The organism is Streptomyces sp. 4N509B, from assembly GCF_052245655.1.
Taxonomy (GTDB): Bacteria; Actinomycetota; Actinomycetes; order Streptomycetales; family Streptomycetaceae; genus Streptomyces.
On the sequence record NZ_JBQQBZ010000020.1, the window covers coordinates 1 to 24,803 of the forward strand.

Genomic DNA, 24,803 nt, shown 5'->3' on the forward strand with positions numbered 1-24,803 from the left:
CCCGGAACACAGCCACCCCCAGCCCCCATCCCACCCGGAGCAGCCCTCACCCTCGCCGTCACCCGACCACACCCACCAGGCCCCTGATGCCGCCTCCGACGAGCCCGGGATCGTCACACCAACGGGTGCCTACGTCGGGCTCGGCCTCGCCGCGCTGATCACCGCCGCGTGGGCCACCCTCCAGCTCCGCCGCCGCATCCGCTACCGCCCAGGCACTCCTCGCCACCACGAACCGGCCATCGCGCCCATCGTGCGCACCCTGCGCGCCACCGTCCACGACCGGGCACACCCCTCCGCACCACCCACCGACACCGAAGAAGACCCCGAACACCTGGCCCTGGAACCGGCACCCACCACGCCCCCGCCTTCCGTGCCCGAGGTGGCTGCCGTGCGCGAGCACGCCCACCGCCTCGCCCACGCCACCGCCGCCGAAGACGGACCCGCCACCGGTACCCGCGACGGGCACGCCCTCGCCGTCGACCTCGCCCGCACCCGAGGACTCGGCCTGACCGGACCCGGCGCCCACCACGCCGCCCGCGCCCTCCTGATCACCATCGTGGCCAACCACCACCGCCCAGGCGCCGACCCCACCCGGCTGCTGATCCCCGCCACCGACGCCGCCCAACTCCTCGGCCCCGACGCAGCCCGCCCGCCGCACCCACCGCGGCTGCACCTCGTCGACGACCTCGACGCCGCCCTGGAGGTGATGGAGCACCAGCTGCTCACCCGCACCCGCACCAGGGCCGACAGCGAAGTCGCCTCCACGGAGGACGAACTCGTTCTCCTGGCCACCCCTCAGCCGCAGTCCGCCCGGCGGCTGCAGGCCATCCTCGACAACGGCTCCACCCTCGGCATGACCGGCATCCTGCTCGGCCCCTGGCAGCCAGGATCGACGCTCCGCGTCCGCGACGACGGCCGCATCACCGCCACCAGCCCCGACACACCCCAGGCCCTGGCCGCAGGCGCACGACTGTTCACCGTCCCCCAGACGGACGCCCGCGACCTGCTGAACCTCCTGCGCCAACCAGACCTGGCCACCCCACCACCGAAACCCGCCCCCCACCGCGCGGTCAGCATCGCTGAGACCGGCAACCCGGCACCCGCCCCACCCACCTCACCATCGACCCCGAACCCAGCCGACGACGAGAAGAACGAGGCCGAGGACGACGACCCCACCGCAACGCCCGACAGGCCGGAGTCCACCCCGCCGAAGCACACCGACGGCGAGCCTCACCCCCAGGCTCCACCGGCGCCGCGAGCCGCCGCCCCCTCCCGGCTGGCGGACCTGGCGGTGCTCGGCCGGGTTCGCCTCACCCACCACCAGGGAGCCGACAGCACGGCCGAGATCCGGCTGGCTCCACGGCAGCGCGAAGTGCTCGCCTTCCTCGCCCTCCACCCCCGAGGCGCGCACCGCGACGTCATCTGCGCCGCGCTGTGGCCCGACTCCCGCCAACCACGCAACACCTTCCACGCCACCGTCAGCCAACTCCGCCGCACCCTCACCACCCACGACGACGCACTCGCCGACCTTCTCCAACACCACGACGGCACCTACCACCTCGACGTCGACCACGTCCACGTCGACCTGTGGGAACTCCACGACCAACTCGCCACCGCCGCCACCAGCGACACCGAGCAGCAGAAGACCGCACTGCGCCGCATCGGCGCTCTCTACGACGACCTCGCCACCGACCTCCACGGCGAGTGGCTTCACGCCCCCCGCGAAACACTGCGCCGGGACGTCCTCGACGCCCACAGCACCCTCATCCGCGAACTCCTCCGATCCCACCCCGACACCGCCGCCCACTTCCTCGAACAAGCCCGCCGCATCGACCCCTACAACGAAAGCCTCTACCGCGACATCGCCCAACTCCAATCCCGCACAGGTCAGCACGACAGCATCCCCCGAACACTTGCCCTCCTGAGAACCTCCCTCGCCGAAATCGACGAAACCCCCAGCGTCGAAACGCTCAGATTCTTCGAGATAACCCGCGACAGGCACACGAGGAACGCGCCGAGGTAACTCTCCCTCAAGCTCACCTCTCGATCCTGTACAAGGCCCGTCGCCTGGCGACGGGCCCTCGCGGCTCCGTTGATCAGAGCGGGGCCCTTGACCGGGCCTCGATGGCGATGAACTGCGGTGGCCCCGGAGTGTCGGCGTGGGATGTCAGCCAGTGCCCTTTTCTCGTCGTTCCCGTTCGAGATATGCCTGGGCAGCCGCCCGCTTCTCGCGACGGAATCGTTCCGGGTCGGTGTCGTATTTCGTGCAATCGGCTTGCCAGCGCTCAAATGCCAGAACGATGTCCTGGTCGGAGTGCAGATAGTCGTCGCCGGTTCGGTCTGTCGGATGAGATGGGTTTGGGCCGACCGTGAGCCCGAATCCGTGCAGATAGAGAAGTGCGGTGTCGACCATGGGATCGCTGATGGGGACGTTGCCGACCCACTGTGCCGCCCAGGCGTGGATGTCTTCGCGGGTCATGTTTCCGTCGATGAGGGCTCTCCAGCGGGCGGCCACGTCGTCTCGCGAGGGAGGAGGAATATGATCAGCCATCAGAACCACTCTCCCGAGTCCACTCGCCTCTGGACGTAGTTGTTAGGTGCATTGAATCTCGTGATCGGTTGACCGCTCGGGTTCGAGGCGTCCTTGATGACGATATCGGAGGTGCCGTCTCCCTTGTCGAGGACTTTGATCATGTTCCCGTTGTTGCTGTTGATGTACATGTCGCCGTCTCTCCAGACGACTGCTTCATCGATGTTGTCTCGTTCTCCCTTGCGGACCGCGTTGTGCACGTCTCGCGGGCTCGTTGAGCCGCTACTGCGGGGCGGGCCGCTGCCGCTGTTGGCTTCGTTGAGGGCGATCGTGGTTCCGCCGCCGAGGATGCCGGCGGCGATGGCGTAACCGCCGAGGTTGGCGCTGATCGCGGCACCGCTTCCAGCGGTGCCGCCACCGACGAGGGCCAACGCTCCCGCGCCTGCGGGCGGGAAGAGCGCGAACAGGCCGACCGCGAACAGGGCCAGGCTCAAGCCGAACAGGAGCTCGTCCAGCGCGGCGAACAGCGAGGCGGCCTCGGTGTCGAGGACCTCCTCGTCGAGCGCGGTGCCGGTCAGGCGGATGAACAGGAGCCAACTGCCCGCGAGCAGCCCGCCGACGGCGGCGGCGAGCCGGAGCCCGAGGGCGGCGGTCGGCTCACCGATCGGCTGGGCGCGCGTGGAACGCCAGGAGCGGATCAGCCAGACCAGCACCACCAGCGTGAGGGCGAGGGAGACAACGGCGGTGACGAACAGGAGCGTCAGGCCGGCCGGCCGGGTGAACCATTCGCCCAGCTCGCGGGTGGAGGGGAAGTTACCGATGCCGAGGTAGAGCAGGGACGGCAGCGTCAGCAGCAGCGAGAGGCCCAGCAGCACCCAATGCGCTGTGCCGCGGCGCGCGGCGCGCCGCCCGGTCGTGACTGCGGAGCGGATGCGGTCGGTGTCCCAGTGGCCGTGGACGGTGGCGTTGTCGATGAGCGCGGCGGTCTCGGCGATCGCCGCGCGGAGCGGCTCGATCTCGGACAGGCGGTGGGTCGGGGTGCGCGCGGCGGCGTAGCAGAGGGCGCGGCGGGCACGGGCGAAGCGCAGCACGGCCAGCGTGGTGTGAGGGAGGTAGCGGTTGGCCGGGGCGGCCAGGCCGGCGACGCGGTGGCGGTGCTCGCCGGCCAGGAGGACGCCGGGGACGGTGGCCTTCCCCCAGCGCAGGTGCCGCCAGTCGATGACCATCGCGAGGATCAGCAGGCAGGTCGCGGTCTCGACCATCCCGTCGTCCGCGGCGGCGACCACGTCCCCCGCCCAGCCGGGGAAACCCTCGACGCCACGGTTGTTCACGCCCCAGTGGTGTGCGACGGCGGCGGCCAGGGGGACCACAGCCAGGCTCCTGCGCCAGGCACGGGCACGGAAGAACAGGCCCACAGCCAGGCCGTCAGCGATGCCCCACGGCACGTGGCGCACCGTGCCGATCGTGGCGTCGAAGCCGAGACCCAGATCGACCACGCCCGTGGAGGACGGCAGCCAGGAGGTGAACGCCTCGCTCGGGAACGGGTAGAACGGCGCGGTCAGACTCAGCCGCGCCTGACCCATCCAGCCGCCGTCGATCTCCGTCAACGACGCCGGGTCCGGTGGATGGTTGAACAGCGTCTCCAGCAGCCCGAAGCCGGCACCCACCGCCGCGCCGAGCACAACGAAGTCCGCCACGCCCCACTGCCGGCGCATCCCCAACCACCCGGCCACCAGCAACGGTAAGACCTTCGCCAGTTCCTCAACCAACGGCGCCACGTGCCGGGAGACGGTGGTGGAGACCTCCTCAGGCACCCCGCCGGCCTCGACACCGATCCGCCACCAGGCCAACGTCACGACCAGCACCAGCACGCCGGTCCCGTAGGCGCCGACGACGAACCCCAAGAGGATCGTCGAGACGCGCGAGGCACGCACCGGCCAGGACAGTAACGCCAGCTGCAGCACGCCGTAGACGGCCACCCCCACCATGATCAGACCCACCGGGCCTCCCCACCCCTTCCGAGACCGACGATCGTGACTGTGCGTGTCACGCCAGTCGCTATTCCTATCGGATCGTAGGGCAGCAGGCATCGGCGGGGGGACCGAAGTCCCGTGTCGCCACGGCACCATGCGACAGCCACCTGCCCGGCGACCCGGTGGACTCCGCGCACCGAGAAGGGAGAGCGAGACACGATCTCCGCGTGGGCGGGAGAAATTCGAGGAGGATGAAGGCGGCCGGCGCCCGTGGCCGAACTCTCTGATGACCTCACGCCACAGAGGAAAAAAGGGGGCTTCAGGAGATGGTAAAGGGTGCAAGGCGAAGGCTCTCTCGCCCGCTCTCCCTGGCCGCCGTGGCATTGGCTTCGAATTTTGAGACGCGTGCCCTGATACCAAAATCTCGGCGAATCAGAGTGGAGGTTGAGTGCACGGCGTAATTCTCGCCCGAACCCCCTGTCGGTCGAGTCGAACAGGACCACGTTTTCCGGCCACAAGAAGGATCGAGCCCGGATACTTGTCCTCGCCCCTCCAGCTTCCCGTCTCGCTACCCACCGGCCTTCCCACCCGGGTGCCCGCCAGACGGGAACCCCCCAACAAGCACCTTGTCGCAGGTCAGCTGCTTCTTTTCCCCTTCCCGTGTGACGCCCGACTGTACATACAGACGTATGTCAACAATAGTTCTGCGTGGGTGCGGGCGTGGACCCGGTTTCCTTTTACGCTGCCTCCGGATTTCTATTTTAGTATCCGCCCGGTCGGGAATGCCCTTGTCGTTCGGCATGCCTTTTCTGGCTCCGTTCACCCTGCGCGCGCTTCCTTTGTCGTCGCGTCCCGTCCATCTTGATGGCGACCGCAGAAAAGATCTTGAAATTATCTGCCTCGCGGGGTTCTCATGGGCTCGGACATGCGCTAGAAAGGAAAGGCGTTGAGGCGCAGCGCAAAGGGCGCGCGTCTGGAAAGTATCGGAGTACGTTCATGGCAGAGCAGATTTCCACAGCGACAAGCGACGACGTTACCGAAATTTGGGACATTGCGCCCGAAGATATGGCGCGTGTGCGTCCCGAAGATTTCCGAGACCTCCAGGATCTGGCACGTCGGTACTGCCGTGTTGTTGACTCCACCCGGTCACGCAAGCGCATGAACGGCAGCGCCACGGTCGCACCGGGCGGGCGGGCGCGGTACGGCACGGACGACGTCAGCGACGACGTGACGCAGGACGCCGTGATGATCTTCGCCAAGCGGCTGGGCAAGATCATCGACACGTGTGAGGCTGCCGCATGCTGGCTGGAGACCCGCGAGGCATCCGCGTGGCAGTACACGCGCCGCGACGGACGGGTGATCGTCATCACCCGCACGACCCTGCACAGGTGGGCGGTGAAGGATGCCGCCCGCCGGAACGGGTACCGGCTCGACGTCGCGCCTGACGCCATCGACGCCATCCCCGGAGCACAGACCATGCGCGGCGTGCCCCACGCGGACACGCTGGCCTCATTGGCTGTGACCCCCTACCTGGCCGGACAGAGCGAAACGATCTTCCGCACCGCATGGGGGGACGGGACAGACTTCCCCACCCTCGGCGTGATGCTGCGCCTTGGGAACGAAGCGAGCGATCTCAACCGGGCCGGGGTCATCAGCCACGCCGCGCAAGCGATCCACGGCGGGCGGCGTGACTCCCGATACAAGGTGCGCCGTACCCGCGATGCCGCCCGTGAGGAGTGGCGTGAATTGCGTGCCGCACTGGACTCGGCACGTGACGCCATGATCTACGAGTCCACGCGCGGACGGTAACCGTTTTCCTGCGTGAGAGCCGGGTCACGACGACTCGGCTCTCACGCATGCCGGAAACACCCGGCACAAGAAATTTTGAAGAGATGGGGACCGCGATCGACGATCGGGACTCCCGCGCCGCCGTATTCAGGTGAAGGGCACACAGCAGACCCGCAACAGCATGCGTGCCACACGATCCGTGCTGGCGCGCCCGTGCAATGGTTCTGCTGGCCGCTCCTCCGATTCTAGGTGGGAAGTTGATCGCCGACGGGTCAGATTCGGCGACACGATGACACTGTCAAACTCTCGTTGATTCTCTGACATGCGTTCGTTAGATCAGGCGCTGTCGCGTCCATGTAGCTGAGAGCCGTGGTGACCTTCCGTGGTGCCCGGGGCGCATTGCCTGTTCGGTGACCGATGTTCCGTGTGTCGAAGCGCGCGGAGAAAAAGAATCTTGAAAAAGGTTGCGTTGCGATCGACGATCGGGTCGTCCCGGTCGCCGTATTCAAGTAGAAGCGCGACCAGCGACCACAGCGCGGTTGCGCTTGGGAGGCGATGAACCCGCCGACACCGAGGGAGGATCATGTATATTCGCGGAGTTTCCCTGAATGATTTCTGGAGGATCGTGGACGTCGTCTCATACCGGAGCTACGCGGGAAACGTGACTGTGTCAGCGGATGCCCATTCCTCCGGGCGCGGCGCCGTGACGGCCCGCTTGCGCGTGACGGACAGTCGAGGTCTGGGCGCGCGAACGGCAGCGTCGGGGCGACACGGGCCGTATGCCTGCTGGCATGCCTACCGGGATGTTCTTGCGGCCGTGTTCAGCAAGGCGCCGCACGCCACGGTCCGGACGGCGCTTGCGACGTACCGGGGAGAGAACGGGTTTGAACACGACTACCCAAACACTGCCTATCGGAACGTGGGCTCTGAGATAAATCCGGTACACATGGCGCAGTTGTGCGTCCGCGCCGGCTGCGGGGATCGACCTGCCGCCTGGGAACCGCAGATCAGCGAATCGGTGGAGACCGACATGGTGGAGCGTATCCGCCGCGAGCTGCGACGGGCGGAGCATATGGCTTCAGAGCCGTTGACCTTCGAGGGGCCGGAATCCCTCAACGGCGTGCCTGATCTGGCCTACAGCGGTCGCTGAGCCCGCTTTTCAGTCTCCCTCCGGGATTCCGTGGCGCATGGGCGTTTCTTCTGCTCACGGCGCCGGGGCGCCCATGCGGTCCCACGCCACCAGCGGGCGACCGGGGGGCACGCGTCCGCGCGCCACCGTGCGTGATCCAAGAACCATGTCGACGCCTGATTACGCCGCGACCACGGTCTGTCGCACGCCGTACGGGAGAAAGTAAAGAAACGGAGTCACGGACATGATGGATGGGCCCCGAGTCCCGGGCGCCATGCGGGAGTTTCGCGTGTGGCGCGAGAACGGTGACCTGATAGGCGTTCACGCCACCTACGACGATGCCGCTGACACGCTGCGCACCGCCGCCACAGCCGACATCGCGCGGTTCGGTGAACAGTCCGCCGCCAGCGGCGTGCTGTCCACCTTCGGCTACTCCCTCCAGATCATCGAGGACGACCAGGACATCACGCAGGGTTTCGCGATCAACAATCCGGAGTGCCCGTTGGACGACGTCGAGATCGTCGGGCAGGGGTGATGAGAGCGATGCATCTTCACGTCGGTAGCAACATCCCCGGATGCCTGCCGCAGACGGCTCCGGCGTGCGTGGGTGACCTTGACGACGCCGTGGAGTTCCTGCGCGCGGAACTGCGGGCCGTACAGGACGACTTCTACGAACGCTGTATCGAGTGCCACTTCGACGCCACGGGTGACCCGTGCGGGTGGTGCGACGTGGCCGGTGACGTGGAAGCCGCGCTTGTCGCGATCGCGGATGGTGACGCGGCGTACTGGCTCCGTCGTGTCCCGGAGATCGGCTGGGTCTTCCGTCCGCCGGAAGGCCCCGACATCCACTACTGGTGCGTACGCCTGAGCACGACGGCCACCGTCTGCGAACTCGCCGACGCACTCACGCTCTAACCGTCCACAACAACCGTTGCGGGCACACCGAACCGCCCGGCACCCACGCGCACGGGTCATGTCGCAGTTCGAGGGCTGCCCCCCATGGAGGCCGAACCGAGCGGTCGGGCAATTCGTTCGAGGCGGGCTCCGCTACCCCACTACCCCTTTTCCCACGGCCTGATCCGGCGCCGTCCGGCGCGTCACGGAATAGATTTAGCCGAGGGATCGACGATCGGGCCGTCTACGCCGCCGTATTCATACGAAGGGACAATCCAATGCCCCAGCGGCTCCGCTATTCCCTTATACGCGGCTGCCGTCGCGGCTCGTAGAGTTCCTGCCTCATGAACACCATTTTCCATCACTCCTGAGAAGGGGGATTCGGCATGTCCAGGGAAACGTTGGAATGGCTGAATCAGAACACGTTGATCGGATTCACCGAGAAGCGGGGAACGGCCTGGCACTACCACCGTGGCCTGCAAGGCAGCGAGCCCAACCACTACGTCGGGCCGATCCCGGTCGAGAGCGTCCACCACCGACTGTTCCACTGGGAGGCGGTGCCCAGCGACGTCTACGTGACCAACCCGCGCACCGGCCAGCCCGAACGGGACGAGGAGAAGGTGGCCTTCTGCCGCAGCGACACCGGCCGGGTACTGGGGTACTTCGGCACCGGCTACGAACCCCACCCGTACGCGGAGTGGCTGTTGGACAAGGTCGCCATGCTGCTCGACGGCGAGCTTTCGATCGGTTCCGCCGGGCTGCTGCGCGGCGGAGCGGTCGCCTGGGTGAGCGTGGAGGTGCCAGAGAACGTCGTCACCCCCGAGGGAGTCACCTTCCGCCCGCACCTGCTGGCCGCGACGAGCTTTGACGGCTCGCTGGCCACCACCTACAAGCGGGCCATCACCAACGTGGTGTGCGACAACACCATGTCGGCCGCGCTCGGTGAGGCAGGCCAGACCATCAAGGTCAAGCACTCACGCCGCTCGGCACTGAAGGTAATGCGGGCCCGCGACGCTCTCAACCTCGTCTACCAGGTTGCCGACTCCTTCTCCGACGAGGTGGCCCGGCTGTGCCGGGTCACAGTGACCGACCGCCAGTGGCAGCAGTTCCTCGACGCACACGCCGCGCTCCCCGAGGCGCCGGGGCGTGGGCGCACGCTGGCAGCTAACAAGCGGGAAACTCTCAGCCGGCTGTGGACGCGTGACGAACGCGTCGCCCCGTGGCAGGGCACCGCGTTCGGCGTGCTCCAGGCCGTGAACACGTGGACGCACCATGAGCAGTCCGTGCGCGGCTCCACCCGCCCCGAGCGCAACGGGCTACGCGCCGTGACCGGCGCCATCGATGACCTCGACCGCGCCACCCTTACCACCCTCATGACCGTTCTGGACCGCCCTGACCTGGTCCGCGCCGCCTGAGCCCACCCCGGGCAGGCCCGCCCGGGACAGGGGCATGCCGCAAAGCCCGGCCCGCGCCGGCCTTCACCGGGCCTGCGCGGGCGGGGAAGGGCTGGACGCGCCGCCCCGGCGGCATGACGCGCTGCGGTACCGAGCGCCGCCCCCCGGGCGCCTGCATCGTTGCGCCCCACCGTCCCAGCTCACGTCAACGCGGCACCGCATCGGTGCACGGTCGACATGCCATCGGTGTGCCGGCGCCTCGCGCGACATCGCGTGCCTCCCGCGCCACGGCACCCACGCCCTTCACGCCCTGATCGGTTGGGCGCCGCCGGTCCCCCCGGGACTCCACGGCGCTCGCCGTCTTTCCACTGGTTCCTGGAAGGGATGAAGCCGTGATTCCCCTTGACGTATCCGCGCGACGGCGTGGGCACTTCGTACGCAACATCCTGCGGGTGTGGCAGTCGGCCACCGTCGAGCAGGAACAGCGCGGACGCGCGTGGTACCCCGCAGCCCACCAGCTGGCCGCAGAGCTCACGGGCGGCGACGCGCGGGCAGGCGCCGGGGTGATCGCTGCCCTGTCCGCCAACACCTCCTGGCAGCGCAACCTCGCGCTGGCACGCACGGCCTGCGGACACGGTCTGACGCGCGGGCATCTGAAGGACGCGCTGACCAAGGCTGCGGCCATCGCGGCGGGAGCCGATCCGGCTCAGGTGCTTCCGATGACGCGGAAGACGGGACAGTTCTTCTGGTGCATCGCTGACCCGACCACTGACGAGGCGGTTGTCATCGACCGGCACGCCCACGACGTGGCCGTCGGCCGCACCTACGGCAGCCGGGAACGCGGGCTTTCCAACGCGCGCCGGTACGCGCTGCTGGCTGACTGCTACCGCCAAGCGGCACGGCGACTGGGCGAACTCCCCAGCACGGTGCAGGCCGTCACGTGGGTCGTCCACACCGACCACATCGCTGGCACCAGCACACGCTCCTCCCACCCCCACGCCTGGCCCTCCCCCCTTCAACCCCCTCGCCCGACCGCGACGTCAGCAACGTGACGCAACAGCACGCGCGACAACACGAGCCTCCGGTTCACAGCCCGTCTCGGGTCCCCCGGTCAGATCGTGCGGTTCCGGTGCCCACGGACCATCCCCAGGGCCATCCGTGGCAGCGCCGGCTTGTTTGTTCTTCGATCAAAATCCGAGAAAGGAGACAGCAATCTATGGGATACACACACTATTTCAGCTATGCGCCGCGCACGGACAGCTTCCGCGCAGCCTGGCCACAGATCGTCAACGACACCCGGCGCATCGTGAACCACATCATGGACCTCGGCATTCCGCTCGCCGGCCCTGACGGGAAGGGATCACCGGAGGTCACGCGTGAGGGAATCAGGTTCAACGGCAAGGGAAGAGATGCCTATGAAGCGCTGGCGATATGGCCTCACCCTCCCTCGCCCGACGACGATGCATGGCAGGCTTCTCAGTACAACAAGCGGCGCTTTGTATGGTACTTCTGCAAGACCGCCCGGCATCGGTATGACGTCGCTGTCGCAGCGACCCTCCTGCGCTGCCATCAGCTCGCATCCGATGCGTTCGTAATCGGCAGCGACGGGCGATGGGAACTCGAATGGCGCCACGGCTCATTCTCGGCGCGGAGTGTTGTGGAGGATCTGTTCGCCACGCGAATGGATCTTTCTCCCTTTGGCAGAGACACCGTGGACGGGCCACCTTCTGTCGATCCGATCTGACGAGCGAAGGCCGCGTCATGCCTTCCTGTGTCAATCGGTTGCGCGTGACTGTATGTGATTCAGGTTGGTCGCATGCGCCCACGACTGGCACCAATCAGAAACTGCGCAGGTACTGACCGGTCATTCCCTTAACGATCAGCTTCGAGGAGATGAAGCAGTGAGTGAAACCTACAGTCGGGAAGAGATTTCCCAGGCCGTCAACACGGGCGCGGATCTCGTCCTGATGGAATTCGACCTCGGCGACCGCGACACGGACCTGTTGGCCCTGGTGATCAACGCCGCCCTAACTGTGCTCGACGTCCCCGAAGCGACGATGAACGACGTCGTGGAGTCGTGCTACGGCGAATCGCTTGACGACATCCGAGGCTGGTGGGACTTCTCATGAAAACGAACACAGACTGACCTTCCAACGCCCTCGACCGGCCACTTTTTGGCACGCTGCCCTACCACCGCGACGACTCACCTGACGTCACCACCACAAGGAGGTGCCGACCCATGAACCGACCCCTGTCCGATGACGACTGGTTCACCTCGGTAGTGGGCTGCCAGCCGCACAGGCTGGGCCCCTACCCTGCCGAGATCACCGCCGAACGCCTCAACGGTGTGCCCGAAGCGCGGTTCACCCGCACCGCAGTCGATCAGATCGCGCGTGACATCATCCGACACGCGAACCCTCGCCACCCCACGCTTCGCCTGAACGGGGATGTCGCCGAGATCCGAGCCCCGCTGGCCAGCCCTGAGCGCGGCCAGCTCCTCGCCCGGGTCGAGCCCGACACGAACGACTGGTACCGACTGGGCCGCGAACCCTGGCCGTGGACGGAGCACACCGACGACGACCACCCCCGCTTGCACGCGCTGCTCCGGGACATGGCGCACCATGGCTACCCGCCAGCGGGATCACAGGAGTGGACAGTGGCGTTCGACGACCACGGCTGGCGGATGGTCGTGTTGGCAATCTTCCCCACCCCGGCTGACGAGTCCCTCCACTCCGACCTGTGGCTCACCCTCTATGACTCGGCACTGGCCAGTTATGAGGTCACCGCTCCCGACGCGTCCAGCGCCGAGCTGGCCGCACGCCGGTTCTTCGCCGCCGACCGAGTGGCGGCCGATCCCCATTCCAGCACCCAGCTGCTCGCCATGCCGAGCACGCGTATTCCCGGCCCTTCCGAATCCTGAGCCCCTACCCCAACCCCGGTGATTGCTGGCGGCTCGCATCGCTATCACCCAACGCCGCACACCATTCTCAGTATTCACAGGAGGCTGTGAGAATGCCCGACACCAAGACCGTTCCTCCGCTGACCGTCGCAGAGTTGCGAACTCTGATGCGAGATGTCCCGGGGGACACCATCGTCGTCCTTTCTGCCGACAGCGAGGGGAACCGTTACTCGCCGCTGTTCGAGATAGCAGAAGGAATGTACGACTCGGATGAACTCCTGGGCGACGTCTATCCCATCCCTGAGCAGCTTCGGCAACAACCTGAACTCCGCACCGTCTATCCGAACGGGATACCCGCGACCGCCGTGTCCGCTCTCATCCTGTATCCCCAGAGTTGACATGCACCCTTCTTCTGCCCCAGCCGCACCAACAAACGCAAGCACGAGAGTAGAACTCTCACAGCCACAGCGAATCCTTGACCTGTTGCTGACCGCACCACTCACGGGAACGCCGCCAGCACGCCACCAAGTCAAGCTCGCGCCCTGGACTCAGGGCTCCCTCCCTCAAGGGTGACGACGCCGATCTCCGCCCGGTCAGTGCTCGACCACCACGCAGGTCTGCCACCTCTCAGATGACCCACCGACGGATCGGCCCCTACGAACACGCCTCGCGGTCGAACGGCTCACCCTTTTCGACTCTTCTCCAAAAATCGGTGAAACATGACGAGAGACAAGTCAGACCTCGCCTGCCTACTTCAAAACATCGCAAACATCATTCCTGTGGAACACATGGAATGGGCAGAACAGGAGATACAGTCCGCCCAGGAACGGCACGGCGAAAGAGGTCGAGGACCGATCTGGAACAGCTGGCGACTACTTCGCCCGAACCGGCCGCTCGTGACGCCAGAGCGCCTTTATCGCGCCCATTGCAGAGAGATTCTGCAACGCGTCGCCCTCGGGGAAGACACGCGTGTGGCGACGGACGCTGAGAAGCTGGCAACCCTGTCAGCGGCCAGCACGGCATCTCCCCTCCCTGAGGGCGCAGTGTGCCTCTACTTCCGAATCTACAAACGATTGTTCTCGAAAAGCTGGGACGAGGACGTCGCCGCATCTCTGGACCTGGAGGCTTACGAGCGCATTCATGGACAAAGTGCTGACGACTATGACGCGTGGCTGAATACGAAGCTGTATCAGAAGGAGCGCACATGACGGACCGATCAAAACCCAGGGAGCCTTTTCGAGGCCCCTATGGTGGAACTATCAGCCACGTGCCGAATCCGCGCGACCATCATGGCTACCGGTACATCGTCGCCTGGAGCGCGGCGATGGGCTCCTACGCCTCCTACATCAAGGACAGGTGCGACGAAGCCCGCGCCGACGACGCACCCAAGGACGCGGTGTACCGGAGGAACGACGGCACCTGGGCCAGATTCGATAGGACGTGGCCCGACGCCGAGCGCTACCAGTCGTATGTAGACGCCATGATCCGCTACGAGAACGACGACCCGGCACGCCGGACGGGACGCGGCACGTGAGCCGCCCCCACGATCCCGAGGCCGAGGCGAAGCCGGACGCGACCGCGCCGTTGGCCGGCTGTCTCCCGGCGTTCGCGCGGCACAACGGATACCCGCCGCGCCACGGATGGCTGGCGAAGGCCCACGCCGCGCTGCGCGAGGATCCGCTGGCCTTCTCGCGCCGCGATGCTCCTGTGACGCTGGGCGTGGGATCGTCCATGGTGCCCGCCCTGCGGTTCTGGTCCCGAGCCTTCGGCCTGATCGACGAGGACGAGCGCGTCGGCCGGCACACGCTGGCCCGCCCCACCCGGCGGGGAACCTGGCTGCTGAACGAAGACGAAGGCGCCGACCCCTACCTGGAGGACCCCGCCACGCTGTGGTTGCTCCACTGGTGGCTGCTGAGCGCGCGGCCGTGCCGCGTGCCCACCTTCCGCTTCCTGTTCGGGCACTGGCCGAGCTCGCGCTTCACGCACAGCGAGCTGCGCACCGCCGTCCAGAACGCCGCCATTACCACGGGTTGGCCCCGCCCCGCTGACCGCCGCGTCTCCCGCGACATCACCGCGCTGACTGCCATGTACGCCACCACGCCGCACCAGCGGGAGCGGCCGTCCGGAGGTGAGGTGGAAGAGTTCGTGAGCAACCCGTTCCGCCAGCTCGGGCTCCTGTCCGCGCCCTCCCGGGCTGACGGTGCGCGGCCCGGCACCACGGCAGGACGCGGCAGCAGCAGGGGAAGCGAGCTGCTGGTGCACCGGTTCCGGGGCGCGACGGCTCCCCGGGTGGTCCTGACCTACGCCTGCCTGCGCTACGCCCACGACTGCGGATTCCTGGGGCCCGGAAGCATCGCGCTGGCCCGGCTGCGCACCGAGCCCCGAAGCCCCGGCCGGCTGCTGCTGGCGGACGACCGGGCGCTGCGCGCCGCCGTGGCAGCCACCGCACAGACCCCGGCCGGGCGCGGCATCGACATCACCACCTCACCGGCCGGCGAGGACGCCGTGTGCTTCGCCGCCGCGCCAGCCACCGTCGCCGATCGCCTGCTGACCGCCCACTACCGCGTCCCGAACGGCCCGGACAGCGACCGCTGAAACGACCCGCGAGCCGCGTCGAGGCGGCGAGCGGCGAGCCCCCAGTCCACGTGGCTTCACCCGGAAGGGGCACGCACGCGCACACAGCCGGACCGTTCCGAGACCACTGGTCGCCGGCGCGCCGGGGCTCCGGGGCGGGCGCCGCCCGGAGGCGCCTTGTCGATCCCGAGATGTCTTGTCGATCGGGTGGTGCGGTCCTTTGATCCCTATCACGTGAGGAGAGCATGTTATGCCCGTATCTGCGATGACATTCCCGGAGGGAGGGGCCGGCTACCGCGACGTCGTGCCACGGTATCTGGCCGGACCCGGGAGCAATCTGCGCTCGGTGACCGAGCCGTTGGAACTCGGCGGCTGGTGGTCGTTCACCGACCATCGCGACACCCTCCGCTACCTCTCACCGGAGCAGGACCGCTGCGTTGCCTACCTGCCGGAGGAACACCTGGAGACCCCTCCGCATTCGGACGAGCTGCACCGGCTGTGGCACGTGTGGGGACGTGATGCCACCGCGGGCCCCGCCAGGTGGCATGCCACCTTCACGATCCGCTGCCCGGTGGAACTGATCGCCGCCGCGACGACGGCTCTGACGCTGCCCGAGGCCGACGAGGACCACGAGGACACCGAGCGCCAGCCGGCGGCGGGCGACCAGCAGGCCGCGGCGGTGCTCATCGAGGCTGGCTGGCGGTCCCGTTCCACGCACCGGGGCGTGCGCTACACCGCCCCCGGCGGGCAGGCCACCCTCCTGCGCCGTGCCATACCCGAGTTCGTGGAGGACTGGCAACGCTCCCACCTGGTCGCCTGGCGCGCGGCGGTCGCCGTGGACGTGGACGAACCCGTCCTGTGGCGGGCCGAGTTCACCGCCGATGTCCCTCGCGCCCTGCTCGCGGCGTTCTGCGGCGCGCTGGCGGACCCCACGCCCCTGCCCCGCCGCGACCGTGACCTCGATGACACCACCCGCCCCTACCTCCACCTCACCTGACCGCAGCCACGGCGCGTTGTCACGCACGTCCGACCGTGGGCGGCGCACCCGTCGCGCAGCGGTCCGCCTGGGTCGGTTTACCGCCGTGGATGCGGCAGACTGCCCTCCGGGGATTAAGGAGGCGTGCGGTGAGGATCAACCTGGACCAGGCCGTGGAAGTCGCCGAGCACCTGCTCGCCGAACTGAACAAGCTCAACGGGTCCGAGCCGGACGACGCGCCGACCAGGGCAGCACGCCAGCAGCGCGCGGAGATCACACGCACCCTGCTGTATCTGTCGCATCTGGGGGACCGCCTCTCCGTGGAGATCATGGGCGCCTACCACGACTACAAGCGGCAGGACATCCGCTCCGGAGGCGACACGGCCGGTGAATGAGGCGACGCTCGACCTGCTCGACGCCGTCGTCGCCCGGCTGGAGCAGGCCATCCGGGCCCGCGACTGCCCCGCCATCGTCACCCTGGCCGGCGAGCGGACGCTGACCCTCTCCGACTACGACTACCTGCGCGACGAGCGGACCGCCACCGCGTTCGAGAACCGCGTGGCCGATCACGCCCGCACCCTCAACGCCCGACGGTGGGTCTTCGCGGTACCCCAGGTCTGGTTGGAGACACCGGAGGGTATCTCCGCACGGGCCGTGTCCAACCACCCGCTGCGCGCGGGCGAGCAGGAAGCCATCACCTGGACCGCCTGCGACGTCACCGAGGGCGTGGACTACGGCATCGTGCCCTACACCCGACGCCCGAGCGGCGAACCCGTCTTCGACGACCCCGAAGTCTTCACCGTCGCCGTCACTCCGGGCCCACGAGCACCGGGCGCGACCCTGCTTCGCGCCCTGACGCAGCACGACGAGGACCACCCCCCACCCGCCGTCTGAGACCTCAGGCTCCCACCCCACCGCAACGATCGCGTGTGCGGGATGCTCCGCGTCGGGCAACGGGGCCGTCCAACGATCGTCGCCAGGGGGCGCGTCTGCGCTGCGCCGATGGCAACGCCGCGCGTTGAGCGGCATCGTCGGACCCCGCCTCTGATCACCGCCCGACGACGGCATCGGTCGCGCGGCAGCGCGGGCTTGGACACTTTGCCACCGCGCCGATTGTCCCGCCACCACGGGCAGGCCGAAGGCTGATCGACCTCCGTGTTGACCTCGTCCGTGGGCGACCTCACCGCCACGCCATCACATCCCGCAGCACGGCCAACCACCCCTTTGGTGTGCCGGTCGAGAAGGCCGTTATCGAATCATGTCGACCATGAGGAGGCAGCAGTGATATTCAGACTGATCTCGTGTGGAAAGGTTCTCTGCGAAATCGACGTCGACGAGAACGAGCAGGTGGTCGTCGAGCGGGAGGACGCCACTCCCGTGGTGGGTCTGTCCTTGAACGAACAGGGCGGCGTGTCGGTCGGACACTGGCCGGACGGCGATATCTGGCGAGAGGTCCTGGCAGAGAACGCGGAGGCTGCCCATCGCTCCGGTGGGAAGCAGGGTGCACTCGGCCGTGCGAGCGAAAACGACGCTGAGCATGCTGGCCAGTCGCTCCCCGCCGGGTGGGCGCCCCATGTCCAGCCGGGCCGCCGGGACACGGTGTGGGTGTTGCGCCGCTTCGATCGCCACGACGATGTGGTGACGCTTCACGCGGACGAGAACGCCGCGTACGTCGACCTCGCCGGCTACGTCGACCTGGCATGGGACACCGTCGCGGGTCGCGACGGCGTCCCCGACGATCCACTCTCCGACGCCCGCGAAGCCGTTCGCCTCTACTACGGCCCCGACCGCGACCGGCTGCCGGACGAGGGATACGACTTGTTCGAACAGGAGATCCCGTCCGGCCCGTCACGCGCGTCATCCTGTCCGACAACTGGGTTCCTCACTCCGGAGCAATGTGCTGAGGCGAACCACAACGCGGTGTTCCACCCACAGACCGGAAACGAGGACCTGCCCTGCATCGAGGTCGCTGGGGTGATGGTGTTCGCCTATCTCAACCCCGCAACGGGCGCCGTGCACGTGTCCGTCGACCTGGACACGGCTGACACCCAGATCCTCCTCCCTGACGGCACCGTGCCGTTGCACGTCGACGTCCAAGGCGCGGCGGTGACCCCGTCACCCGCCTGACGCGCACCAGTTCTCATCTGACGTATCGATGATTCCCATGAATTCTCGACCAGAGAAAGAAAACAGGATGGAGAAATGAAGAACCATGATGACCGCCTCCCGTTCGACGAATGGACGAACGGGCAACTATGGAAAATTCCCGGGGTCAATGCCAAGCAGCAGAAGACCCTGCTGTTCGGGGGAAAAGGCGGGAAACGATCGAACACGCCGGGTCCGGCACGGCTCGCCGCAGTCACCTACACCGGGGACGGCCGGTACGAGGTGTGGGACATCGAGACGAAGGAGGTGTTGTTGGAGTGCAGCCTTCGGACCCCCGTCTGGTGGGCTCCCGCGCCCCGACAGCAGACCCCGCCGACGTGCGGGCGGTGATGGTGGCCCGTGGTCTGCGCGAGCCCGGAGACGACTCGGAGCCGACCCCGCCGGAGTACCGGCTCTACGCCATGGTGCAGCAGCACGAAGCCCAGATGGCTGAAATCGCGGTGCGGGCCGCGCGCCGAGAAGCGGACCAGGCCGAGGTCGCCCGCGAGAAGAAGGTCCAGGAGCGGGTGTTGACCTGGTCCTGGCGTGTCCAGGCGGCCCGCGCATGGGCGCAGAGAAACGGATACCGCGTCGCGGCGCGCGGGCGCGTCCCGCGGGCGGTGATGGCCGCCTTCGACGAAGCAGTCGAGAAGGGAGAGTTGAACATGTCCGAGCCGCCGTTCGCGGTGGGTGACCTGGTGACGCACGGGCGGGAGCCCGAGCGCGTCGGGACGGTCGCCAGCGTCCAGCCGGACCGCTACAGCAACGAGTACGTGACCGGCGTGCGGTGGACCCCGCAGGGCCCGGTCATCCCCTACCGGTCGGGCCTAACCCTGCACACCCCAGCCGCCGCCATGAAGGAGCCGACCCGTGACGCCTGACGACTTCCTGCGCCTGCTGGTCCCGTCCATCTTCGACCACTTCGACGGAGACTGCTTCCCCGACCAGGACTCGGTCGCCGGACTGCGGATCGACGAGACCGCCATGTATCGCCGCGCGGTCACCGTCGAAGGGACAGACCCCGAGACCAGAACACCGTTCTTCGCCACGATCCGAGTCCACGTACGAATACCAAGCACGACAGCCACCCCCGGCAGGTGAGCTCGTGACCTGTGTCCAACGGTTCGCACAAGACCATGCAGAGATGACCGCCCACGCAGCCGACAACGCGTGGCTGCCGGACGGACGCGCCCGTACGACCGCCCTCGCCGCGCACTTCCACGACGCCGGAACCACGGCCAGCTATGACCCGGTCGCCGAGCAGGCCGAGCGGAAGGCGGCGAACGCCGCCGTCGTGGCTTACCAGGGTGCAGGCGCGATCCGGCACGGCGTCGAGCTGGATACGACCCAGGCGCGACTCGTCCGGCGTGATGGCACCGTGCCGCTCCGAGTCGATGTCGGAGATGCCGTGGTGCTGGACGACAGCGCTTCGGGCCTCCCGGCAACGCCCAAGAACCGGGTGGCGCCGTGAGTAAGCGATATGAAGTAGACGGCGCCGACACCGATCTGGAGATCGTCTCGCCCGAGTCAGACCGGGATGAGTCCGGCCTGGACCTTGACAGCGGCAACTACGCGCTGGTGATCGGCAACCCGTGGGCTTCGGCATTCGCGATCGAGGGTTCTCCCACCGACCTACGAGAGTTCGCGCGCCGGGTATCCGAGCTTGTACAAGAGGCTCTGCCCAACGACGCGGCGCACCTTACTTCGCAGGAGCCATAAGCCAGGAACTCGTCCCTGAATCAAAGGACGCCCCGATTCGGGGACGAGTTCCCGCACACGCGCCTCCGCACCACCGCACGGCCGGCCGGGCCGCTGAAGCCCTCACCGTCAACGGCGGGTTGCTCCTCGTGTTGTCGGTCCGGTACGGGCTGGTCCGCCTGGATAAGGAGATTGAGCGCTTCGGCCTGCGCGTGGCGGACCCGGAAGGTTCCTTTTCATTACGTCGCTGTCAGGCGGCCCGGCTTGGGGGTGGCTTACGCGACGGTGACCCTCGTCGTGGGCCGCGCCTACGCCGAACTGGCCCGGCAGGTCTGGCCGGACGCCCACACCCCGCTGCACGGGTCCCGAGGCATCGGCGAACAGCGCGCCATCCTCGCCGCCATCATCAAGAAAGGAATGAATTCATGAGCTTCGAGGCGATGACGTACGGCCCGATCGGCTCGGCCGTCGACGCCGCGGTTCCCCACAGCGAGGCCGACCCGATCGGCATCTACGCCGCCACGCTCGCGCTGTACTCCGCGGCGCTGGCCGGGCACGTCGAGATGGACACCGGTCGGCCGGTGACCGTGTGGACCGTGCTGGCCGGACGATCCGCGATCGGTCGCAAGGGCTACGCGCTACGCACCGCCCGGCAGCTGCTCGACCCGTCGATCGGCGCCTTCCTCGGGGCCCGGGTCGTCTCCGGGATCTCCTCCGGGCCGAGCCTGGTCAACCACCTGTGGGAGCTGGAGCTGGAGACAGCCGGGAGCGAGAGCGGAGTCGACGGCCGGGCGCTGGTGATCGAGGAGGAGTGGGCGTCGGTGCTCAAGCGCAGCCGCCGCTGCCCGACCTTCAGCCAGCAGCTGCGCGCCGCGTGGGACGGCGGGTCGATCAGTAACACCACCAAGGTCAAGAACAACGGCTCCCAGATCGTCCAGCGCCCGCTGCTGGGGTTCCACGCCCACATCACCCCGGGCGAGTGGGCCACCTACGTGACGGCTTCCGAGGCGTTGGGCGGCACGTTCAATCGTGTGCTGCCGGTGCTGGTCGAGGGCAGCAAGATGCTGCCCTACAACCACCGGCCGACGATCAGCGAGACGCGGGCGCTGACGGAGGCGTATCAGTGGGCCACCAGCCGCAAGCGGGTGATCGGCTTCACCGCTCAGGCCGGGCAGCGCTTCGACGAGCTGCGCGCGGAGATTGAGGACCGCATGATCGCCATGCCGGAGCACCTGTCCTGCTACATGGAGCGTTCCGCGGAACAAGTAGCCCGAGTGGCGGCGGTGCTGACCGCAGCGGAGCAGAAGACGCGGATCGGGAAGACCGCCGTCGAGGCCGCGTGGACGTTCGTGCAGTACAGCATGGCATCCGTGGAGAAGCTGGTGACGGAGGCAGCCACGGGCGGCTCTTCCCGGGTCGTCAAGAGCCTCCCTGACCTGATCCGGGAGACGCTGCACCGCCACGCCGGCCAGGCCACGTCGACCATCATGCTCCGGGCCCTGGGGACCCGCGTGACCGCCGGCTCGCTGAAGGAAACCGTCGATCGGATGGACGACGTCGAGGTGTTCAAGGACACCACGGCGACAGGCCGGGGCGCCAAGCCCACCGTCTACCGCCTGGTCCGCCCCGACCAGCAGCCACCCGGCGAACACCACACACACCCCGAGACCTCCAACGCCGCGACGACCGTCACGGCCGGACAGAAGGAGCCTCCGTCGCTGCGGGTCGTTCCGACATCTCCGACGACAACGACGTTCGATCTCCGACTTCCAGCCGAAGGCTGAGGAGGGAGAAGTGTGAGCGTGTCAACGCCTTACGCGAGTGTGTCGAGCCGTTGACAGCACCGCGCGGCGCACAGTCGACGGGGGAAGGTCCTACCCACGATGCCAAGAGCACTGGGAGCGCGGCACAGCTCACGAGGGACGCCTGGCCCCGACCTCCTACGCCCGGGAGCCGTCTGCTGCTCGTCCTCTGACTACCTCCAGCGCGGGCCGATCCGCCGACCCCGTCCGTCTGGACATCACCTTCCTCCGGAGGTCTCCCGAAGGAGGAGATACCGACGTTCGCAGCATTGTCCAACGGGCTGCGACGCAATGCGGAAGGGTCACCGCACCACTCCAACGGCCCTATACTCCCCATCATGGCGAAGAAAGTTGTCACTATCTACACCGATGACCTCACCCAGGAAGAGTCGAGTGAGGTCACTACCCACACGTTCAGCCTCGACGGGGTGAGCTACGAGATCGACCTCTCTCCGGACAGCTTTGACAAGCTGCTGGAAGCACTTCAGCCCTTCAGGGACAGCGGCCGGAAGCTGCCCCGGACCAAGCGCGCCGGGACAGGCGCCAAGTCACCCGCACCGACCCAGGACACGGCTGCCATCCGCCAGTGGGCCAAGGAGGAGGGCTACGAGATCAACGAGCGCGGCCGGGTACCCGCCAACGTGCGGGAAGCCTACGAGAAGGCCCACTGAGCTGAAGCAGCGGAACTCCGCGAATGCCGGCCCTCGCGCGAGCAGCGAAACCCCTCTCTACACTACATAGATTGTAAATTTTCGTTTGATTTGCCGGTCGGCGTTCGTCTGACCTGGGCGGATGATCCCGTGTCGCGTCGTCTTGTCGGGGCCTCGTCCCACCGACTTGTCGAAAACCTCGGACCAGACGGGCTTGGTCGAGGGGCCGACAATCCGGTGGGACGCACGACCTGTGGGTTTGCCGGCGGTGTGACAGGTAGTTGACATAATGGTGGGACACCGTCGTTTCCGACGGGAAACTACGTCATCCCTATTCGGCAGGGCGTGTGGCACCCGCGTAGTCGTCTCCGGGATATCGGTAGGGGGAGATCTGAATGAGCTCCCCTGTTCGTGGGGCGTGGATCATGTGTTCGCCTCCGATGTAGAGGCCGACGTGGTGAATGTTGGTGGGGGTTCCGTAGAACACCAGGTCGCCTGGTTGGAGGCGGTCTTCTGTGACGGGCTGTCCGGCGTTGTATTGGTCTTGGGCGACGCGGGGGATGGTGATGCCGGCGGCTTGGTAGGCGGCGCGGGTGAGGCCGGAGCAGTCGAAGCCGTCTTCTCCGGCGGCGGGTCCGTCGCCGCCCCAGAGGTAGGGGAGGCCGAGTTGGCCTTCGGCGTAGTTGAGGGCTTGTAGGGCGGCCGGGTTGGTGGCGGTGGTGCCGCCGATGGTGGTGGGGCTTTCGTAGTGGGCGGCCTGGGCGAGGATGTCGGCGACGTACCAGTCGGCCCTGTTGTAGGTGAAGATCGCGCCGGTGAGGTCGTGGCCGTCGCGGGCGCCGGAGTCGCACAGGTAGGCGGCGGCTGCGTAGACGGCGTCGTGGAGGTTGTAGGGGCTGGGCGGGTTCGCGCCGCCGGGTGGTGGTGGGTGTTCGGCGACGACGGCGTCGAAGGTGGGTTGGAGGAACTGCATCGGTCCCTTGGCGCCGGCGTGGTTGGTGCCGCTGGTGACGCCGGGGAGGGTGGAGCGGCCGTGGTCGGATTCGGTCTTGCCGATGGCGGCCAGGATGCTCCAGTCCAGGCCGGGGCAGGTGGCGGCTGCCTGGGTGTAGAGGGTGTAGTTCTCGCCCGGGATGTCTTCCATGGCGGTGTGGCTGGGGCGGGCGCCGGGCTGTCCGGTGAGTGAGGAGAGCGCGCCGACGGCTCCGGCCGCCGCGAGGGCGACGAGGAGGAGGATGCCGGAGAGGAAGGCGAGGGTGGACTTGAGCACGGAGTTCACCACCTGAGTCGTTCGCGCGTGTGCGGCGGGGGTGGTCAGCGGCTTGGGGGCATGGGCGGCGGCGGTTGCAGGGCGGTGGGTGGGGTGAGGTCCGCGGTGGATCCCGAAGTGGGGGCGACCGCCGGCAGGTGGGGCCAGGCGCGGGTGAGTTCCGCCAGCGGGAAGCGTCCGTGCACGCCGGTGGGTGTGTCGGTGAGGGGGAGCCAGCGGGCGGCGGCGGGGTCGGTCGGCTGGTCGGGCGCGGCGTCGGGGCTGGTGGTGGCGACCGGGACCAGGGCGGGGTTGGGCAGGCGTTGGTGTGCTGCCGCGAGTGCGGTGCGGGCGCCCGCTTCGCGTCGGGTGCTGGGGAGCCAGAACAGCACGGGGGTGGTGACTGCGGTGGTGCGGGCCAGCTGGTGGTAGCGGTCGAGTTTGCTGGCCAGCTTGGCGAGAGGTTCGGTGCCGCGGTCGTATTCGAGGAACCATTCGACGGTCCCGGTGAGCTGGTGGTCGAGACGGCCGTAGGCGTCGGGGCGGACGATGTCGCCGAAGTGCCGGCCACAGCGGGTCTCGGACCACCAGGCGGTCAACCGCTCGGGTGAGTGGGGTTGGCGGGCGCGGGCGATGAGGGTGGTGAACAGGCCGTTGACGCCGAGGGTGTGGGGCAGGAGCAGGGAGTGGGCGATGCCGATGGCCGTTGAGTGTCGGTAGGACAGCTGGCGGGGGTCCTTCCCGTCTTCGGCGGCGAGGACGTGGGCTCCGGCGACGTCGAGGACGTAGTGCATCGGTGCCGAGCCGCTGGCCGTGAGGGGCTGGAAGCGGTCCAGGACGCGCCACTGGTAGAGCTCGATGAGTCGGTCGTTGGCGGCGCGGCGGGACGGCCAGGCTGCCTGCACGATCTGGTGGACGGTGAGGACCTTGTGCTCGTGCACGAGGCGGGCCAGCCACCGGTCGCGGGCGGTCAGCCGCCTGGCCATGCGGGCGAGATGCTGGCCGTTGACGGCCAGGCGTGGGGCGAGCCTGCCGGGACGGGGGCTGCGTTGGGGGCTTCGGCGAGGATAGGTGTGGATCATGAAGGGCACTCCTGACGTTC

The 24,803-nt window shown here is 67.8% G+C and carries 29 protein-coding genes; 25 read left to right on the forward strand and 4 right to left on the reverse strand.

Annotated features, from left to right (window positions below):
• Nucleotides 1-2,023, forward strand: a 2,023-nt coding sequence (locus tag ACTWP5_RS18760) for an AfsR/SARP family transcriptional regulator (protein ID WP_443222155.1), incomplete at its 5' end; no start/stop codon positions are given.
• A gap of 144 nt (nucleotides 2,024-2,167) precedes the next feature.
• Here the strand turns inward: ACTWP5_RS18760 and ACTWP5_RS18765 are convergent.
• Nucleotides 2,168-2,551: a hypothetical protein gene (locus ACTWP5_RS18765; RefSeq protein WP_443222156.1), complete on the reverse strand. Its 384-nt coding sequence runs from the start codon at nucleotides 2,549-2,551 to the stop codon at nucleotides 2,168-2,170.
• Nucleotides 2,551-4,530, reverse strand: a complete 1,980-nt coding sequence (locus ACTWP5_RS18770; RefSeq protein WP_443222157.1) for a PrsW family glutamic-type intramembrane protease — start codon at nucleotides 4,528-4,530, stop codon at nucleotides 2,551-2,553. The genes ACTWP5_RS18765 and ACTWP5_RS18770 overlap by 1 nt, the downstream gene beginning before the upstream one ends.
• A gap of 969 nt (nucleotides 4,531-5,499) precedes the next feature.
• Between ACTWP5_RS18770 and ACTWP5_RS18775 the strand changes: the two genes are divergently transcribed.
• The 24 genes from ACTWP5_RS18775 (at nucleotide 5,500) to ACTWP5_RS18890 (ending at nucleotide 22,473) form a co-directional block, all read left to right on the forward strand.
• Complete coding sequence (locus tag ACTWP5_RS18775) at nucleotides 5,500-6,312, forward strand: hypothetical protein (protein ID WP_443222158.1); 813 nt, start codon at nucleotides 5,500-5,502, stop codon at nucleotides 6,310-6,312.
• Nucleotides 6,313-7,108: 796 nt separating this feature from the next.
• A complete protein-coding gene (locus tag ACTWP5_RS18780) occupies nucleotides 7,109-7,441 on the forward strand; it encodes a hypothetical protein (RefSeq protein ID WP_443222159.1) in 333 nt (110 codons plus the stop codon).
• A 268-nt stretch (nucleotides 7,442-7,709) separates the two neighbouring features.
• Nucleotides 7,710-7,955, forward strand: a complete 246-nt coding sequence (locus tag ACTWP5_RS18785; RefSeq protein WP_443222160.1) for a hypothetical protein — start codon at nucleotides 7,710-7,712, stop codon at nucleotides 7,953-7,955.
• 68 nt (nucleotides 7,956-8,023) lie between these two features.
• Entirely contained in the window at nucleotides 8,024-8,335 is a 312-nt protein-coding gene (locus ACTWP5_RS18790; RefSeq protein ID WP_443222161.1) for a hypothetical protein, read from the forward strand.
• Nucleotides 8,336-8,700: 365 nt separating this feature from the next.
• Complete coding sequence (locus ACTWP5_RS18795; RefSeq protein WP_443222162.1) at nucleotides 8,701-9,729, forward strand: DUF932 domain-containing protein; 1,029 nt, start codon at nucleotides 8,701-8,703, stop codon at nucleotides 9,727-9,729.
• Between the two features lie 371 nt (nucleotides 9,730-10,100).
• Nucleotides 10,101-10,760, forward strand: coding sequence for a DUF7178 family protein (locus tag ACTWP5_RS18800; protein WP_443222163.1), 660 nt, complete (start codon nucleotides 10,101-10,103; stop codon nucleotides 10,758-10,760).
• Nucleotides 10,761-10,924: 164 nt separating this feature from the next.
• The gene (locus ACTWP5_RS18805) at nucleotides 10,925-11,452 is read left to right on the forward strand and encodes a hypothetical protein (RefSeq protein ID WP_443222164.1); all 528 of its coding nucleotides are present in this window, start codon (nucleotides 10,925-10,927) and stop codon (nucleotides 11,450-11,452) included.
• A 157-nt stretch (nucleotides 11,453-11,609) separates the two neighbouring features.
• Entirely contained in the window at nucleotides 11,610-11,837 is a 228-nt protein-coding gene (locus tag ACTWP5_RS18810; protein WP_443222165.1) for a hypothetical protein, read from the forward strand.
• A gap of 110 nt (nucleotides 11,838-11,947) precedes the next feature.
• Nucleotides 11,948-12,628 (forward strand): hypothetical protein, encoded by a 681-nt coding sequence (locus tag ACTWP5_RS18815; protein WP_443222166.1) that lies wholly within the window; start codon nucleotides 11,948-11,950, stop codon nucleotides 12,626-12,628.
• 92 nt (nucleotides 12,629-12,720) lie between these two features.
• Nucleotides 12,721-13,005, forward strand: a complete 285-nt coding sequence (locus ACTWP5_RS18820) for a hypothetical protein (protein WP_443222167.1) — start codon at nucleotides 12,721-12,723, stop codon at nucleotides 13,003-13,005.
• A gap of 321 nt (nucleotides 13,006-13,326) precedes the next feature.
• Complete coding sequence (locus ACTWP5_RS18825) at nucleotides 13,327-13,815, forward strand: hypothetical protein (RefSeq protein WP_443222168.1); 489 nt, start codon at nucleotides 13,327-13,329, stop codon at nucleotides 13,813-13,815.
• A complete protein-coding gene (locus tag ACTWP5_RS18830; protein WP_443222169.1) occupies nucleotides 13,812-14,141 on the forward strand; it encodes a hypothetical protein in 330 nt (109 codons plus the stop codon). The genes ACTWP5_RS18825 and ACTWP5_RS18830 overlap by 4 nt, the downstream gene beginning before the upstream one ends.
• The gene (locus ACTWP5_RS18835; protein ID WP_443222170.1) at nucleotides 14,138-15,202 is read left to right on the forward strand and encodes a DUF4007 family protein; all 1,065 of its coding nucleotides are present in this window, start codon (nucleotides 14,138-14,140) and stop codon (nucleotides 15,200-15,202) included. The genes ACTWP5_RS18830 and ACTWP5_RS18835 overlap by 4 nt, the downstream gene beginning before the upstream one ends.
• Before the next feature lie 244 nt (nucleotides 15,203-15,446).
• Nucleotides 15,447-16,178 (forward strand): DUF317 domain-containing protein, encoded by a 732-nt coding sequence (locus ACTWP5_RS18840; RefSeq protein ID WP_443222171.1) that lies wholly within the window; start codon nucleotides 15,447-15,449, stop codon nucleotides 16,176-16,178.
• Between the two features lie 128 nt (nucleotides 16,179-16,306).
• Nucleotides 16,307-16,552, forward strand: a complete 246-nt coding sequence (locus tag ACTWP5_RS18845) for a hypothetical protein (protein ID WP_443222172.1) — start codon at nucleotides 16,307-16,309, stop codon at nucleotides 16,550-16,552.
• Nucleotides 16,545-17,051 carry a hypothetical protein gene (locus ACTWP5_RS18850; protein WP_443222173.1) on the forward strand — a complete coding sequence of 169 codons (507 nt, stop codon included), beginning with the start codon at nucleotides 16,545-16,547 and terminating at the stop codon, nucleotides 17,049-17,051. The genes ACTWP5_RS18845 and ACTWP5_RS18850 overlap by 8 nt, the downstream gene beginning before the upstream one ends.
• Before the next feature lie 387 nt (nucleotides 17,052-17,438).
• Entirely contained in the window at nucleotides 17,439-18,284 is an 846-nt protein-coding gene (locus ACTWP5_RS18855) for a hypothetical protein (RefSeq protein WP_443222174.1), read from the forward strand.
• Between the two features lie 296 nt (nucleotides 18,285-18,580).
• Entirely contained in the window at nucleotides 18,581-19,183 is a 603-nt protein-coding gene (locus ACTWP5_RS18860; protein ID WP_443222175.1) for an Lsr2 family DNA-binding protein, read from the forward strand.
• Nucleotides 19,173-19,403: a hypothetical protein gene (locus tag ACTWP5_RS18865; RefSeq protein ID WP_443222176.1), complete on the forward strand. Its 231-nt coding sequence runs from the start codon at nucleotides 19,173-19,175 to the stop codon at nucleotides 19,401-19,403. Before ACTWP5_RS18860 ends, ACTWP5_RS18865 begins: the two co-directional genes overlap by 11 nt.
• 43 nt (nucleotides 19,404-19,446) lie before the next feature.
• The gene (locus ACTWP5_RS18870) at nucleotides 19,447-19,773 is read left to right on the forward strand and encodes a hypothetical protein (protein WP_443222177.1); all 327 of its coding nucleotides are present in this window, start codon (nucleotides 19,447-19,449) and stop codon (nucleotides 19,771-19,773) included.
• Nucleotides 19,770-20,021 carry a hypothetical protein gene (locus tag ACTWP5_RS18875; protein WP_443222178.1) on the forward strand — a complete coding sequence of 84 codons (252 nt, stop codon included), beginning with the start codon at nucleotides 19,770-19,772 and terminating at the stop codon, nucleotides 20,019-20,021. The genes ACTWP5_RS18870 and ACTWP5_RS18875 overlap by 4 nt, the downstream gene beginning before the upstream one ends.
• A gap of 264 nt (nucleotides 20,022-20,285) precedes the next feature.
• On the forward strand, nucleotides 20,286-20,429 hold the full coding sequence (locus ACTWP5_RS18880; protein ID WP_443222179.1) for a hypothetical protein: 144 nt from the start codon (nucleotides 20,286-20,288) through the stop codon (nucleotides 20,427-20,429).
• Nucleotides 20,426-21,784 (forward strand): DUF3987 domain-containing protein, encoded by a 1,359-nt coding sequence (locus tag ACTWP5_RS18885; protein ID WP_443222180.1) that lies wholly within the window; start codon nucleotides 20,426-20,428, stop codon nucleotides 21,782-21,784. Before ACTWP5_RS18880 ends, ACTWP5_RS18885 begins: the two co-directional genes overlap by 4 nt.
• A 356-nt stretch (nucleotides 21,785-22,140) precedes the next feature.
• Nucleotides 22,141-22,473, forward strand: coding sequence for a histone-like nucleoid-structuring protein Lsr2 (locus tag ACTWP5_RS18890; protein ID WP_443222181.1), 333 nt, complete (start codon nucleotides 22,141-22,143; stop codon nucleotides 22,471-22,473).
• Nucleotides 22,474-22,783: 310 nt separating this feature from the next.
• On the opposite strand, the gene ACTWP5_RS18895 is transcribed toward ACTWP5_RS18890, so the two are convergent.
• Nucleotides 22,784-23,722 (reverse strand): C40 family peptidase, encoded by a 939-nt coding sequence (locus ACTWP5_RS18895; RefSeq protein WP_443222182.1) that lies wholly within the window; start codon nucleotides 23,720-23,722, stop codon nucleotides 22,784-22,786.
• Between the two features lie 44 nt (nucleotides 23,723-23,766).
• Nucleotides 23,767-24,783, reverse strand: a complete 1,017-nt coding sequence (locus ACTWP5_RS18900; protein ID WP_443222183.1) for a replication-relaxation family protein — start codon at nucleotides 24,781-24,783, stop codon at nucleotides 23,767-23,769.
• Nucleotides 24,784-24,803: the final 20 nt, after the last annotated feature.

Excerpts from the sequence above, each read along its gene's own strand:
- ACTWP5_RS18820 (WP_443222167.1), top strand. The coding sequence starts at position 12,721 with ATGCCCGACACCAAGACCGTTCCTCCGCTGACCGTCGCAGAGTTGCGA.
- ACTWP5_RS18870 (WP_443222177.1), top strand. The coding sequence starts at position 19,447 with ATGACCGCCCACGCAGCCGACAACGCGTGGCTGCCGGACGGACGCGCC.
- ACTWP5_RS18815 (WP_443222166.1), top strand. The coding sequence starts at position 11,948 with ATGAACCGACCCCTGTCCGATGACGACTGGTTCACCTCGGTAGTGGGC.
- ACTWP5_RS18825 (WP_443222168.1), top strand. The coding sequence starts at position 13,327 with ATGACGAGAGACAAGTCAGACCTCGCCTGCCTACTTCAAAACATCGCA.
- ACTWP5_RS18885 (WP_443222180.1), top strand. The coding sequence starts at position 20,426 with ATGAGCTTCGAGGCGATGACGTACGGCCCGATCGGCTCGGCCGTCGAC.
- ACTWP5_RS18900 (WP_443222183.1), bottom strand. The coding sequence starts at position 24,783 with ATGATCCACACCTATCCTCGCCGAAGCCCCCAACGCAGCCCCCGTCCC.
- ACTWP5_RS18830 (WP_443222169.1), top strand. The coding sequence starts at position 13,812 with ATGACGGACCGATCAAAACCCAGGGAGCCTTTTCGAGGCCCCTATGGT.
- ACTWP5_RS18765 (WP_443222156.1), bottom strand. The coding sequence starts at position 2,551 with ATGGCTGATCATATTCCTCCTCCCTCGCGAGACGACGTGGCCGCCCGC.
- ACTWP5_RS18890 (WP_443222181.1), top strand. The coding sequence starts at position 22,141 with ATGGCGAAGAAAGTTGTCACTATCTACACCGATGACCTCACCCAGGAA.
- ACTWP5_RS18775 (WP_443222158.1), top strand. The coding sequence starts at position 5,500 with ATGGCAGAGCAGATTTCCACAGCGACAAGCGACGACGTTACCGAAATT.
- ACTWP5_RS18805 (WP_443222164.1), top strand. The coding sequence starts at position 10,925 with ATGGGATACACACACTATTTCAGCTATGCGCCGCGCACGGACAGCTTC.
- ACTWP5_RS18795 (WP_443222162.1), top strand. The coding sequence starts at position 8,701 with ATGTCCAGGGAAACGTTGGAATGGCTGAATCAGAACACGTTGATCGGA.
- ACTWP5_RS18840 (WP_443222171.1), top strand. The coding sequence starts at position 15,447 with ATGACATTCCCGGAGGGAGGGGCCGGCTACCGCGACGTCGTGCCACGG.